14 protein-coding genes are annotated in these 12,623 nt (G+C 60.0%); 5 read left to right on the forward strand and 9 right to left on the reverse strand.

The window, feature by feature from the left end:
• Window positions 1-333: 333 nt before the first annotated feature.
• From ACRESD_RS10495 to ACRESD_RS10505, 3 genes are read left to right on the forward strand one after another with little or no spacing between them, the layout of a single operon-like run.
• Window positions 334-1,341 carry a methionine ABC transporter ATP-binding protein gene (locus ACRESD_RS10495; protein WP_431750846.1) on the forward strand — a complete coding sequence of 336 codons (1,008 nt, stop codon included), beginning with the start codon at window positions 334-336 and terminating at the stop codon, window positions 1,339-1,341.
• The gene (locus ACRESD_RS10500) at window positions 1,341-2,015 is read left to right on the forward strand and encodes a methionine ABC transporter permease (RefSeq protein ID WP_010207814.1); all 675 of its coding nucleotides are present in this window, start codon (window positions 1,341-1,343) and stop codon (window positions 2,013-2,015) included. Before ACRESD_RS10495 ends, ACRESD_RS10500 begins: the two co-directional genes overlap by 1 nt.
• Window positions 2,016-2,065: 50 nt before the next feature.
• Complete coding sequence (locus ACRESD_RS10505; RefSeq protein WP_431750847.1) at window positions 2,066-2,836, forward strand: MetQ/NlpA family ABC transporter substrate-binding protein; 771 nt, start codon at window positions 2,066-2,068, stop codon at window positions 2,834-2,836.
• Between the two features lie 143 nt (window positions 2,837-2,979).
• Here ACRESD_RS10505 and ACRESD_RS10510 read toward each other — a convergent pair whose 3' ends face one another.
• From ACRESD_RS10510 to ACRESD_RS10530, 5 genes are read right to left on the reverse strand one after another with little or no spacing between them, the layout of a single operon-like run.
• Window positions 2,980-3,615 carry an SCO family protein gene (locus ACRESD_RS10510; RefSeq protein ID WP_431750848.1) on the reverse strand — a complete coding sequence of 212 codons (636 nt, stop codon included), beginning with the start codon at window positions 3,613-3,615 and terminating at the stop codon, window positions 2,980-2,982.
• The gene (cyoE, locus tag ACRESD_RS10515) at window positions 3,612-4,511 is read right to left on the reverse strand and encodes a heme o synthase (RefSeq protein ID WP_431750849.1); all 900 of its coding nucleotides are present in this window, start codon (window positions 4,509-4,511) and stop codon (window positions 3,612-3,614) included. Before cyoE ends, ACRESD_RS10510 begins: the two co-directional genes overlap by 4 nt.
• The gene (locus ACRESD_RS10520) at window positions 4,499-5,578 is read right to left on the reverse strand and encodes a COX15/CtaA family protein (RefSeq protein WP_431750850.1); all 1,080 of its coding nucleotides are present in this window, start codon (window positions 5,576-5,578) and stop codon (window positions 4,499-4,501) included. Before ACRESD_RS10520 ends, cyoE begins: the two co-directional genes overlap by 13 nt.
• A gap of 10 nt (window positions 5,579-5,588) precedes the next feature.
• Entirely contained in the window at window positions 5,589-6,173 is a 585-nt protein-coding gene (locus ACRESD_RS10525) for a hypothetical protein (protein WP_431750851.1), read from the reverse strand.
• Complete coding sequence (locus tag ACRESD_RS10530; RefSeq protein ID WP_431750852.1) at window positions 6,139-6,903, reverse strand: SURF1 family protein; 765 nt, start codon at window positions 6,901-6,903, stop codon at window positions 6,139-6,141. The genes ACRESD_RS10525 and ACRESD_RS10530 overlap by 35 nt, the downstream gene beginning before the upstream one ends.
• A 43-nt stretch (window positions 6,904-6,946) precedes the next feature.
• Here ACRESD_RS10530 and ACRESD_RS10535 point away from each other — a divergent pair, with 43 nt between their 5' ends.
• Entirely contained in the window at window positions 6,947-7,150 is a 204-nt protein-coding gene (locus ACRESD_RS10535) for a twin transmembrane helix small protein (protein WP_128591171.1), read from the forward strand.
• A 6-nt stretch (window positions 7,151-7,156) separates the two neighbouring features.
• Here the strand turns inward: ACRESD_RS10535 and ACRESD_RS10540 are convergent, their stop codons facing one another.
• The 4 genes from ACRESD_RS10540 to coxB all read right to left on the reverse strand — a co-directional run bounded on the left by ACRESD_RS10540 (window position 7,157) and on the right by coxB (window position 11,548).
• Entirely contained in the window at window positions 7,157-8,044 is an 888-nt protein-coding gene (locus tag ACRESD_RS10540; RefSeq protein ID WP_431750853.1) for a cytochrome c oxidase subunit 3, read from the reverse strand.
• 35 nt (window positions 8,045-8,079) lie between these two features.
• Complete coding sequence (locus tag ACRESD_RS10545; RefSeq protein WP_431750854.1) at window positions 8,080-8,631, reverse strand: cytochrome c oxidase assembly protein; 552 nt, start codon at window positions 8,629-8,631, stop codon at window positions 8,080-8,082.
• 147 nt (window positions 8,632-8,778) lie between these two features.
• A complete protein-coding gene (gene ctaD / locus ACRESD_RS10550) occupies window positions 8,779-10,362 on the reverse strand; it encodes a cytochrome c oxidase subunit I (protein WP_431750855.1) in 1,584 nt (527 codons plus the stop codon).
• A gap of 58 nt (window positions 10,363-10,420) precedes the next feature.
• A complete protein-coding gene (coxB, locus tag ACRESD_RS10555) occupies window positions 10,421-11,548 on the reverse strand; it encodes a cytochrome c oxidase subunit II (protein WP_431750856.1) in 1,128 nt (375 codons plus the stop codon).
• Window positions 11,549-11,917: 369 nt separating this feature from the next.
• Between coxB and ACRESD_RS10560 the strand changes: the two genes are divergently transcribed.
• Window positions 11,918-12,565, forward strand: coding sequence for a hypothetical protein (locus ACRESD_RS10560; RefSeq protein WP_431750857.1), 648 nt, complete (start codon window positions 11,918-11,920; stop codon window positions 12,563-12,565).
• Window positions 12,566-12,623: the final 58 nt, after the last annotated feature.

The raw sequence follows: 12,623 nt of genomic DNA on the forward strand, positions 1-12,623 counted from the left end.
GGAGGGGACTTGCCCCCGATGGCGATCTAACAAACAGCAGATCACTCAAGCCAGAATCGCCTTGGCATCCGCACCGACGATCAACCCCGCGTCCACTTCAAGCTCCAGCAATGACCTTCATCAGACCCAGGCACAGCCCCCGAGGACATTGAGTTGCTTGAGTAGTCACGGGTGAGTTTTCGCACCGTTCCTTTTTTATGACCTTTGATCGCGTTATTGCCAAATCACTGGTTGAATGCGAAATAAATGCTAAGAAACACTATACGGACAGGCTAAAATGCGCGCCCGGCTAACCGCTGATCCCCCTTTCATGCGCCCCACAAGGTTCGCTACGTGATCGAGTTTCATAACGTCCATAAAACCTACCGCGTCGCCGGTAAGGAAATCCCCGCCCTGCACCCCACCAGCCTGCGCGTCGAAAACGGCCAGGTGTTCGGCCTGATTGGCCACTCCGGTGCGGGCAAAAGCACACTGCTGCGCCTGATCAACCGCCTCGAAGAACCGAGCGGCGGCCAGATCAATGTCGACGGCGAAGAAGTCACCACCCTGGATGCCAACGGCCTGCGCCGTTTCCGCCAGCAAGTCGGGATGATCTTCCAGCACTTCAACCTGCTGGCCTCCAAGACCGTCGCCGACAACGTGGCACTGCCGTTGACCCTGGCCGGCGAATTGTCGCGCAAGGACATCGACCTGCGCGTGGCCGAGCTGCTCGCCCGCGTTGGCTTGTCGGACCACGCCAAGAAGTACCCGGCGCAGTTGTCCGGCGGCCAGAAGCAGCGCGTTGGCATCGCCCGCGCCTTGGCGACCAAGCCGAAAATCCTGCTGTGCGACGAGGCCACCAGCGCCCTCGATCCACAAACCACTGCCTCGGTCCTGCAGTTGCTGGCCGAGATCAACCGCGAGCTGAAACTGACCATCGTGCTGATCACCCATGAAATGGACGTGATCCGTCGCGTCTGCGACCAGGTGGCCGTGATGGATGCCGGTGTGATCGTCGAGCAAGGCTCGGTGGCCGATGTGTTCCTGCACCCCAAGCACCCGACCACCAAGCGTTTCGTGCAAGAGTCCGAGCAGGTCGACGAAAACGAGCAACGCGACGACTTCGCCCACGTCCCGGGCCGCATCGTGCGCCTGACGTTCCAGGGCGATGCGACCTACGCGCCGCTGCTGGGCACCGTCGCCCGCGAAACGGGTGTGGATTACAGCATCCTCGCCGGTCGTATCGACCGCATCAAAGACATCCCTTACGGGCAATTGACCCTCGCCGTCACCGGTGGCGACATGGAAGCCGCGTTTGCGCGCTTCACCGCCGCTGACGTCCACATGGAGATCCTGCGCTAATGGACGTCCTGTTGAGTTTCTTCGCCAATATCGACTGGTCCGAGATCTGGCTCGCCACCGGCGACACCATGACCATGCTGTTCGGCTCGCTGTTCTTCACCGTGGTGCTCGGCCTGCCGCTGGGCGTGCTGCTGTTCCTGACCAGCCCGCGCCAACTGTTCGAACAAAAAGGTCTGTATGCGCTGCTGTCGCTGATCGTGAACATCCTGCGCTCGCTGCCGTTCATCATCCTGTTGATCGTGATGATCCCGTTCACGGTACTGATCACCGGCACCTCACTGGGTGTAGCCGGTGCGATCCCACCGCTGGTCGTGGGGGCAACGCCGTTCTTCGCCCGCCTGGTGGAAACCGCCTTGCGAGAAGTCGACCGCGGCATCATCGAAGCCACCCAATCCATGGGGGCCAGTACGCGCCAGATCATCACCAATGCGTTGCTGCCCGAAGCACGCCCCGGCATTTTTGCGGCGATTACGGTGACGGCGATTACACTGGTTTCCTACACGGCCATGGCCGGTGTGGTCGGTGCCGGTGGCCTGGGTGACCTGGCGATCCGTTTCGGTTACCAGCGCTTCCAGACCGATGTGATGGTGGTCACCGTGGTGATGCTGCTGATCCTGGTGCAAATTCTGCAAACCGTCGGCGACAAGCTGGTGGTGCACTTTTCTCGAAAATAACGGCCATGGCCGGCCCCCGCCGGCACTTGCCCGAACAAGGAGCTTGTTGGATGAAAAAACTACTGGTTGCTTTCGCCGCCGTTGCCGCCTTTTCCGCCCACGCCGAGACCATCACGGTCGCCGCATCGCCGGTGCCCCACGCGGAAATCCTCGAATTCGTGAAGCCGGCCCTGGCCAAAGAAGGCGTGGACCTGCAGGTCAAAGTCTTCACCGACTACGTGCAGCCGAACGTGCAGGTGTCTGAAAAGCGCCTGGACGCCAACTTCTTCCAACACCAGCCGTACCTGGATGAGTTCAACAAGGCCAAGGGCACTCACCTGGTGAGCGTCGGCGCCGTGCACCTGGAACCCCTGGGCGCCTACTCCAGCAAGTACAAAAAGCTGGAAGACCTGCCTGACGGCGCCAACGTAGTGATCCCGAACGACGCCACCAACGGTGGCCGTGCACTGTTGCTGCTGGCCAAGCACAACCTGATCACCCTGAAGGACCCGACCAACATCCTGTCGACCATCAAAGACATCAGTGGCAACCCGAAACACCTGAAATTCCGCGAACTGGAAGCCGCCACCCTACCGCGCGTACTGACCCAGGTCGACCTGGCGCTGATCAACACCAACTACGCCCTGGAAGCCAAGCTGGACCCATCCAAGGACGCACTGGTGATCGAGGGCAATGACTCGCCTTACGTGAACATCCTGGTCACCCGCGAAGACAACAAGGATTCAGACGCCGTGAAGAAGCTGGTTGCAGCCCTGCACACGCCTGAAGTGAAGAAATTCATCGAAGAGAAGTACAAAGGCGCGATCAAGCCGGCGTTCTGATCCAACTCGATCTCCCAAACACCGGAGATCAAAAAATGTGGGAGGGGGCTTGCCCCCGATAGCGGTGGATCAGTCAAATTTGTATTGGCTGACACACTGCAATCGGGGGCAAGCCCCCTCCCACATTTGCTTTGTGCTGGTGGTTAATTGCGCTTTAGCAGCACCGGCAACTGCACCACCAACTTCTGGTTATTCAACGGCGCCCGAATAAACCCACGCTGAGTACCATCCGGCCCGATCACTGCCAGGTTGCCGCTGTGGTCGACGGTGTAGTTCGGCTTGGTGGTATCTGCCGGAATGAACGGAATGCTCACCGCATTCGACACTTTCTGCACCTCCTCCACATTCGCGCCGGTCAGCCCCTCGAATTGCGGGTCGAAGTAGCCCAGGTACTGCTTGAGCTGGGTGGGCGTGTCGCGGTTCGGGTCGACGCTGACCAGAATCACCTGCAACTTATCCACAACGTCTTTGGGCAGCTCACTCTTGATCTGACGCAGTTGGGCAAGGGTGGTGGGGCAGATATCCGGGCAGAAGGTATAGCCGAAGAACAGCAGGCTCCACTTGCCCTTGAGCTCATTGACCACCACGGGCTGGCCGTCCTGGTTGGTCATGGTCACCGACGGCAACTGGCGGCTTTGCGGCAGCAGGATGATGCCGGCGTCAATCAGCGCGGTAGGGTCGCCCTGGCCTTTGCTGTTCAGCACTTTGTTGACGGTCAGGCCCATGATCAACGCGACGATGGCCACCAGGATAAAGACGGTTTTTTGAGTTCGAGTCATAGGTTCAACAATAGGTAGTGGTCGACGAGCAGGGCGATAAACAACAGCAGCAGGTACCCAATAGAGTACTTGAAGGTGTTGATTGCCGCGTGCGGCTTGCTGCCACGGTACAGCACCCAAGCCCATTGCAGAAAGCGCCCGCCCAATACCAGCGCGCAGGCCAGGTACAGCAGCCCGCTCATATGAATCACATAAGGCATCAAGCTCACCGCCAGTAGGGCGAAGGTGTAGAGCAGGATATGCACCTTGGTGTAGTGCTCACCGTGGGTGACCGGCAGCATCGGAATATCGGCCTTGGCGTATTCTTCCTTGCGATGGATGGCCAACGCCCAGAAGTGGGGCGGGGTCCAGGCGAAAATAATCAGCATCAGCAGCAACGGCTCGGCACTGACATGGCCGGTGACCGCGACCCAGCCCAGCAACGGCGGAGCCGCGCCGGCCAGGCCACCGATGACGATGTTCTGCGGCGTCGCACGCTTGAGAAAGCCGGTATAGATCACCGCATAGCCGAGCAACGAGGCCAACGTCAGCCAGGCCGCCAGAGGATTGGTAAACGCCAGCAACAGGGTCAGGCCCGCAACCGCCAGAAACAAGGCAAAAGCCAGCGCCGCAGCAGGCGACACGCGCCCCTCGGCCAATGGTCGTTTGTGGGTACGCGCCATCACCGCATCGATCCGCCGATCCACCACATGGTTGACCGCCGCCGCCCCCCCCGCACACAAGGCAATACCCAGGTTGCCGAACACCAGCACCGTCCACGGCACACCCGCGCGAGTGGCGAGGAACATGCCCACCAGGGAAGTGATGAGCATCAGCACCACCACTTTCGGCTTGGTCAGCTCCAGGTAGTCACGCCAGATCGCCTGATCGCGGCGTGCGCCGATCAAGGTCGCCATGGCATTTCTCCCTTAAGGGTAATGAGGCCTGATACGTGCTTGCGTGGAATGAAGCGCCAACCGAACGGTAGCTGATTACGTACCCGGACCAGGCTGGTACGCGCGTGGTAATTGACCAGCACCAGCGTCAACAATAGCGCCGCGCCACCCGCGTTATGCGCGACGGCCACCGGCAATGGCAGGTGAAAGTACACGTTGCTCAGGCCCAGGCTGATTTGCGCCGCCAGGGCGATCAGCAGCAAACCCGCCAACCGGGTCATGCCCACGACACGCAGTTGCCAGGCCAGGCCCAGCAGCACCAGCGTGACGATGATGGCGCCGATTCGGTGGGTCAGGTGGATGGCCGTGCGCGCATCGCTATCGAGCTGCCCGCCCAGGTAATTGGGGCCGATGTGCTGGGTCAGGTGGAAACCGTTGGCAAAGTCCGCCGCCGGCCACCATTGGCCGTGACACGTCGGCAGGTCGATACAGGCCACCGCCGCATAATTGGAACTGACCCAGCCACCCAGGGCGATCTGCCCGATCACCAGCACCAACCCCGCCGTCGCCCAATACTGCAGGCGTTTAGGCACTATCAATGCAGGTAGTACGCCCGATAGGCGCAGCGTTAGCAGAAACAACAGACTCAAGGTCGCAAAACCACCCAGCAGATGGCTCGTGACCACTTGCGGCCACAGCTTCAACGTCACCGTCCACATACCAAAGGCCGCCTGGGCAAACACTACCGCCAGTATGAACAGCGGCAACTTCACCGGTTGGCCGGGATCACGTCGATGGCTCCATGACCGCGCCGCCAGCAGCACGATCAGCAAACCTAAAGTGCCGGCAAAGTAGCGATGAGTCATTTCAGCCCAACCCTTGTCGGCCTCCACCGGCGTGTCGGGGAAATGCAACTCGGCGTGGGCCAACTGGGCTTCGGTCTTGGGCACGCTGATAAAGCCATAGCAACCGGGCCAGTCCGGGCAACCTAGCCCGGCGTGGGTCAGGCGGGTGTAGGCGCCCAGCAGCACGACCAGTAGCGCCAGCAAGGTGGCAAACAACGCGAGGCGAAATCCAGGTTTGGCCATGACGATGCCCTTATCCGATGTTGGACAGTTTCAGCAGCAGGCGCAGGTCGTTGAGCAGGTCCTTGCCCTTGACCTTGGCGTCGTAGCGCAACACTAGGTTGCCGTGGGGGTCGACGATCCACAGTTGTGCATCGCCCGGTGCGGCGGCATCTTTGGTGAAGGTCGACAAGTCCAGCGCATAGCGTTGCAGCTGCGGGTACTCGGCCTTGAGCTTGGCCTCGTAATCGGCGCTCACTGGCTGGGCACTGGCCAGGGCGTGGCTGGCCCGGGAAGCATCCCGGCCCAGGCTGATTTGCAGCTGGCGCGCCAGGTACACCAGTTGCTGGCAATCGGCGGCACAAGCGGTGGGCGCAGTGACCAACAGTTGCCAACGGTCCTCGTCCGCTTGTACGCCGATATCGGCGCGGGTCTGGCCGTTGCCGATCATTTCACCGTGATAGCTGCGACTGTCCGGCACCCAGAACTGCAACTTGTACATGAACGTGGCCAACGCCATCGGGCCGATCACCATCATCAGGATCAACATCAGTTGCCAGCGACCTTTGCGCCGGTCGGGCACCTCAGACATGTTGAGTGGATTCATGGCCGCTCCCATGGGATTTCTCCTTTTTGTTATGCCATCCGAGATAGAGGTAAAGCGCCAGCAACGCCAGCGCCATGGCGAACCACTGCACGGCGTACCCCAAGTGTTTTTCCGGACCCATGGCGACCACAGCCCAGGTCGTGTCGTACGTACCAGGACCAGGCTCGGCACGCAGCTCGTAGGCAAAACCGCTGCGACCCAACTCCGCCCACAGGGCGGCGGGATGCAGGGCGGTGAGCAGACGCGGCCATTGCGTGGTGGCCGGGTCGGCATGCAATTGGAAGGTCTCGCCGGGAGCGACGTACACCCAGGCGTCCAGGTTCAAAGGCTGTTCAGGCGTGCTGAAGCCCGGTGGCGTGCGCCGGTCCGGCCAGGGCAGCCAACCGCGATTGAGCAGCAACCAAAGGCCACTGGCCTGATCATGAAACGGTTGCAACAGCTCCACACCTGCGCGGCCATCACGCATACGGTTGTCGAGCAGCACGCTGTGCTCGGCGTCGAACTGACCACGCAGATGCACGCGGCGAAAGGCTGGGTCTGCCATGTCATTGAGTTGCACGCTGCTGATCGGATCGGCCATGCGTCGCTCGGCATAACTGTCCACCAGCAGCTGTTTTTCATGGCCGCGAGCCAATTGCCAGAAACCCAGGCCCACCATCAGCGGCAGCAGCACCAGCACCACCAACGTGGGTGCGAGCCCTGGACGAAAGCCTTTTATGGCGCTGGCTATACTTGTTTTCATTGCCCGCCTTTTCATTGCCCACCCATCCGAATGGAACCTGACCATGCTCAAAGCAGCCATTGCCCTGATGCTGATCGCGACTGTCGTGAGTCTGTTCAGCGGCTTGTTCTTCCTGGTCAAGGACGAAGGCAACTCCAATCGCCTCGTCACAGCCTTGACCGTGCGCGTCGTACTGGCTGCGATCACCGTAGGCTTGATCGCCTGGGGCTTTCTCAGCGGCCAGCTGGTCTCTCATGCACCGTGGTAAGCCACCTCACAGCACATAAACGAAGAAAAACAGGCCGATCCACACCACGTCCACAAAGTGCCAATACCAACTGGCCGCCTCGAAGCCGAACTGGTGCTCGGCATTGAAATGCCCACGCAGGATGCGCATCAGCATCACGAACAGAATGATGGTGCCGATGGTCACGTGGGCGCCGTGAAAGCCCGTCAGCATGAAGAAGGTTGCGCCGTACACGCCCGAGCCGAGGGTCAGGCCCAGCTCTTTATAGGCGTGCATGTACTCCTCGGCCTGGAAGCCCAGGAACGCCCACCCCAGTAGAACGGTGAGCGCCAGCCAGATTTTCAGCGCACCGCGATGACTCTTGCGCAACGCATGGTGGGCGATAGTGATGGTTACGCTGGAGCTGACCAGCAGGATCGTGTTGACCAGTGGCAAGCCCCACGGGCTGATGGTGCCTTCTGGCGGGGGAAAGAGTTTCGGGTCTGGGTTATTGAGCAGCGGCCAGGTGAATTCGAAATTCGGCCACAGCATGTGCGCGATGCCTTTATGACCCTCGCCCCCCAGCCATGGACCAGACATGTGCCGCACATAAAACAGCGCACCAAAGAAGGCAATGAAGAACATCACCTCGGAAAAGATGAACCAGGTCATACCCCAGCGAAACGAGCGGTCCATCTGCGGGCTGTACAACCCAGCGCGGCTTTCCTTGATCACTGCGCCGAACCAGCCGAACAGCATGTAGGCCAGCAGCAGGCCGCCAACGAAAAAGATCCACGGGCCATGGGATTCCGGGCGCGCCGCCTTCAAGTCGTTGAACCACACGCCAAGGCCGTACACCGTGATCAACATGCCAAACGTGGCAATTATGGGCCATTTGCTTTGTGCTGGTACGTAGTACGTATCATGAGACGACATGTATTCGCTCTCCTGATTGAGGGGGCAAACAGTAGCTAGCCGCCGGTATGGACGGCCACCGGCGGTTGGCGCGCAGTGATGTCAAACAGCGTGTACGCCAGGGTCAAATGCTTCACATCCTTGGGCATCGCCCGGTCGACGATGAAACGCACCGGCATCTCGATACGCTGACCTGGCTGGAGCACTTGCTGGGTGAAGCAAAAGCATTCGGTCTTATGGAAATACATCGCCGCTTCGGCCGGCGAAATGCTCGGCACCGCCTGGGCGGTCATGGCTTTGTCGGTGGGGTTGTAGGCCACGAACAGCATCTCGGTGACAGCACCTGGGTTGACCACCACTTCGTCAGCCTTGGAGTGAAACTCCCAGACCATATCGATAGCGTTGGTGGACAGGAACTGCACGCGCACCTGGCGCGTCGGGTCTACCACCTGCTCACCCTCGTACTGCCCGGCAGTCTTGCCGTTGATGCCGAAGGCCTTGCACATCACGTCATAGATCGGCACCAGAGCGAAACCGAAGGCGAACATCGCCACCACCAGGATCAACAGGCGGGTGACCAGGCGCTTGATCGGTACGGACTCAAGCATGGCGATCACCTCGCTTTAGATTTTCTGTGGGAGCTGGCTTGCCTGCGATAGCGGCATTCCAATCACCATTTCCGGCGACTGACACACCGCTATCGCGGGCAAGCCCGCTCCCACAGGGGAAAGCTGGTGGTTGGGGAACCGGGGCGTTCATTTGACCTCCGGCGGCGTGGTGAAGGTGTGATACGGCGCAGGCGAGGGGATGCTCCATTCCAGGCCCTCGGCACCATCCCACGGCTTGGCTGGCGCAGGCGGGCCGCCACGGATGCACTTGATCACGATGAACAGGAAGAAGATTTGCGTGGCGCCGAACATGAAGGCCCCGATGGACGAAACCATGTTGAAATCGGCGAATTGCAGGTTGTAGTCCGGCACCCGGCGCGGCATGCCGGCCAGCCCCACGAAATGCATCGGGAAGAACGCCATGTTCATCCCGATGAAGGACAGCCAGAAGTGCAGCTTGCCCAGGGTTTCGTCGTACATGTGACCGGTCCATTTCGGCAGCCAGTAGTAGGCCGAGGCGAAGATGCCGAAGATCGCGCCGGGCACCAGTACGTAATGGAAGTGCGCCACCACGAAGTAGGTGTCGTGGTACTGGAAGTCCGCTGGCGCAATCGCCAGCATCAGCCCGGAGAAGCCGCCAATGGTGAACAGGATCACGAAGGCCACGGCAAACAGCATGGGGGTTTCGAAGGTCAACGAGCCTTGCCACATAGTGCTGACCCAGTTGAAGACCTTCACCCCCGTCGGCACGGCGATCAGCAGCGTGGCGTACATGAAGAACAGCTCGCCCACCAACGGAATACCCACCACGAACATGTGGTGCGCCCACACAATGAACGACAGGAACGCGATGCTCGCCGTGGCATAGACCATCGAGGTGTAGCCAAACAATGGCTTGCGCGAGAAGGTCGGGATGATCGAGCTGACGGCACCGAAGGCCGGCAGAATCATGATGTACACCTCGGGGTGGCCGAAGAACCAGAACACGTGCTGGAACAACACGGGATCACCGCCACCCGCCGCACTGAAGAAGCTGGTGCCGAAGTGGATGTCCATCAGCATCATGGTCACGCAGCCGGCCAGCACCGGCATGACTGCGATCAGCAGGAACGCGGTGATCAGCCAAGTCCAGACAAACAGCGGCATCTTCATCAGGGTCATGCCAGGCGCACGCAGGTTAAGAATGGTGGCAACCACGTTGATCGCGCCCATGATCGAACTGATGCCCATCAAGTGAATGGCAAAAATGAAGAACGTCACGCTTTCCGGCGCATAGGTGGTGGAGAGCGGCGCGTAGAAGGTCCAGCCGAAATTCGGCCCGCCGCCCGGGGTGAACAGCGTCGATACCAGCAGCAGGAACGCGGCCGGCAGCAGCCAGAAACTGAAGTTGTTCATGCGTGGCAGGGCCATGTCCGGCGCGCCGATCATCAGCGGGATCATCCAGTTGGCCAGCCCGACGAAGGCCGGCATCACCGCGCCGAACACCATGATCAGGCCATGCATGGTGGTCATCTGGTTGAAGAACGCCGGTTGCACGATCTGCAGGCCCGGCTGGAACAGCTCGGCGCGGATGACCATGGCGAACGACCCGCCGAGCAGGAACATGGTGAAGGCGAACCACAGGTACATCGTGCCGATATCTTTGTGGTTGGTGGTCAGCACCCAACGCATCAGGCCCTTGGCGGGTCCGTGGGCATGGTCGGCATGACCATGGTCGATCACAGTGCTCATGGCCGTTCTCCTGCACGCGAGTGGGCGGATGGGTTCAGGGCATACGCGGTGAGGGCAGTCATTTGCTTTCCGCCTGTTTCAGAGCCAGCACGTCTTTGGGCGTGACCATGTCGCCTTTGTTGTTACCCCAGGCGTTGCGTTCGTAGGTCACTACGGCCGCGATATCCACTTCCGACAGTTGCTTGCCGAACGCGGCCATGGCGGTGCCAGGCTTGCCGAAGTAGACGCGGTGCAGGTGGTCTTCCTTAGGCCCAGTGGCGATTGGCGAGCCTTTGAGCGCCGGGAACATTGGCGGCAAACCTTGGCCCTCGGCCTGGTGACACGCCACGCAGGTGGTGTGGTAGATCTTGTCGCCACGGGCCACCAGCTCATCCAAGATCCACTCTTTGGAGGTCAGCTCCTTGAGCTTGGCGGCTTCTTCCTTACGCTCGCCAAGCCAAGTTTCGTAGTCGGCCTTGGATTTGACGTCGACCACAATCGGCATGAAGCCGTGGTCCTTGCCGCACAGTTCAGCGCACTGGCCACGGTAGATGCCGGGCTTCTCGATCCGGGTCCAGGCTTCATTGACGAAGCCGGGAATGGCGTCACGCTTGACCGCAAAAGCCGGCACCCACCAGGAGTGGATCACATCGGCAGCCGTCACCAGGAAGCGCACCTTGGCGCCCACCGGCAGCACCAGCGGTTGGTCGACTTCGAGCAAGTAATGCTCGCCCTTGGTGGCCTGGTTATGGATCTGCTCGGCAGGCGTGGCCAGGTTGCTGAAGAACTCCACGTCCTGGCCCAGGTATTTGTAGTGCCACTTCCACTGGTAGCCGGTGACCTGGATATCGATATCCGATTCACTGCTGTCGTAGATGTTGATCAGGGTCTTGGTCGCCGGAATGGCCATGGCCACCAGGATCAGAAAGGGCACCACGGTCCAGAGAATCTCCACGGTCGTGCTCTCGTGGAACTTGGCCGCCACTTGGCCTGTAGAGCGACGGTGCAGGATCATCGACCAGAACATCGCGCCAAACACGACGATGCCAATCACCACACAAATCCAGAAAATGGTCATGTGCAGGTCAAACACGGCGTGACTGACTTCAGTAGCCCCTGGCGCCATATTCGTGGTCCAGGCGGCGTGCGCCTGGCCGAATACCGACCACAACAGTAGGCCCATCCAAACATGTGGATGTCGCGTCATTGCGGGTTCCCCTTTATGTTTCTTGTTATCCCGCCGGTTTGCACCTGCGGCGAAGGGAGCGGCTTCCATACTGCTTACAACCGCCAAGCCTTGCCTGCGTCATGCAGTTGGGCGTCATCAGCTAATTGCGTACAAACCCGAGTATAGACAGCACCTGCAACCCCGCAATGTGTGGGGGCAAATGAACAAAAAACGACGGGCGGGCCTAATAAAACCGGGGGCGCAAACGTTTATCCGACGAACGATGGCAATTCGATATAACCGCCACGCATAACCATGAAATAATTATGACAAATGCGTCTTAGGCGCTCGTATAAACGAGCTACCTTATCTTCTCCCTTTTCCTACGCCTGTTTCACTGGAGCCTTCATGAACACCGCCGCATTGCGCGAGCAGATTTCCCGTGCCCATCAACACGAAGCCACTACGGGCCAGCTTGCCCTGCAGCTGGAAAAACAATTGCCGCACCTGCATTCGGCCATCTCCCTGGCTGACGGTGATCGCAACATTGTCATGACTCGCTTCGTGACCGCCTACATCGACCTCGTCCCCGACCTGCTGGAGGCCGCCAACGACGTGGCCCGCGAAGCCGGGATTGAGAGCCAGATCAAGCCAGTCCTGAAAATCGCCGAGCACTTCTTCCTGCAGCCCCCTGCAATCCTGGCCGGCCACGAAGGTCTCGACGGCCTGTTGGACGAGGCCTACCTGGCCCATCGCCTGGTGGAAGAGGTCAACGATCTGTACATCAAGCATTTCGGCCAGCCGTTGATCCCAGCCGATACCACCGTCGCCAACTTGATCGCTCATCAACTGATCGGTGAGCAATTCGCCAATCAGTTGGATGAAGCGGTGCATCTGGCCGTGGATGAAATGCTCAACGAAGAGAGCTTTGCGCTGGAGTCGGTCGAGGCCTATCGCGAGACGCTCAAGAGCCCGAACACAGAAGCGGCGTGGAAACGCTGGCCGTGCCTGTCGCGGCAGTTGGGGGTTGAGTTGTCACTGGATCAGCCTGCCTAAATCTCCAACTCGACGCAGAACAAATGTGGGAGGGGGCTTGCCCCCGATAGCTGTGCAC

It is taken from the genome of Pseudomonas sp. (genome assembly GCF_050739995.1).
In the GTDB taxonomy this organism is placed as follows: Bacteria; Pseudomonadota; Gammaproteobacteria; order Pseudomonadales; family Pseudomonadaceae; genus Aquipseudomonas.

Excerpts from the sequence above, each read along its gene's own strand:
- ACRESD_RS10500 (WP_010207814.1), top strand. The coding sequence starts at position 1,341 with ATGGACGTCCTGTTGAGTTTCTTCGCCAATATCGACTGGTCCGAGATC.
- ACRESD_RS10505 (WP_431750847.1), top strand. The coding sequence starts at position 2,066 with ATGAAAAAACTACTGGTTGCTTTCGCCGCCGTTGCCGCCTTTTCCGCC.
- ACRESD_RS10510 (WP_431750848.1), bottom strand. The coding sequence starts at position 3,615 with ATGACTCGAACTCAAAAAACCGTCTTTATCCTGGTGGCCATCGTCGCG.
- cyoE (WP_431750849.1), bottom strand. The coding sequence starts at position 4,511 with ATGGCGACCTTGATCGGCGCACGCCGCGATCAGGCGATCTGGCGTGAC.
- ACRESD_RS10520 (WP_431750850.1), bottom strand. The coding sequence starts at position 5,578 with ATGGCCAAACCTGGATTTCGCCTCGCGTTGTTTGCCACCTTGCTGGCG.
- ACRESD_RS10525 (WP_431750851.1), bottom strand. The coding sequence starts at position 6,173 with ATGGGAGCGGCCATGAATCCACTCAACATGTCTGAGGTGCCCGACCGG.
- ACRESD_RS10530 (WP_431750852.1), bottom strand. The coding sequence starts at position 6,903 with ATGAAAACAAGTATAGCCAGCGCCATAAAAGGCTTTCGTCCAGGGCTC.
- ACRESD_RS10535 (WP_128591171.1), top strand. The coding sequence starts at position 6,947 with ATGCTCAAAGCAGCCATTGCCCTGATGCTGATCGCGACTGTCGTGAGT.
- ACRESD_RS10540 (WP_431750853.1), bottom strand. The coding sequence starts at position 8,044 with ATGTCGTCTCATGATACGTACTACGTACCAGCACAAAGCAAATGGCCC.
- ACRESD_RS10545 (WP_431750854.1), bottom strand. The coding sequence starts at position 8,631 with ATGCTTGAGTCCGTACCGATCAAGCGCCTGGTCACCCGCCTGTTGATC.
- ctaD (WP_431750855.1), bottom strand. The coding sequence starts at position 10,362 with ATGAGCACTGTGATCGACCATGGTCATGCCGACCATGCCCACGGACCC.
- coxB (WP_431750856.1), bottom strand. The coding sequence starts at position 11,548 with ATGACGCGACATCCACATGTTTGGATGGGCCTACTGTTGTGGTCGGTA.
- ACRESD_RS10560 (WP_431750857.1), top strand. The coding sequence starts at position 11,918 with ATGAACACCGCCGCATTGCGCGAGCAGATTTCCCGTGCCCATCAACAC.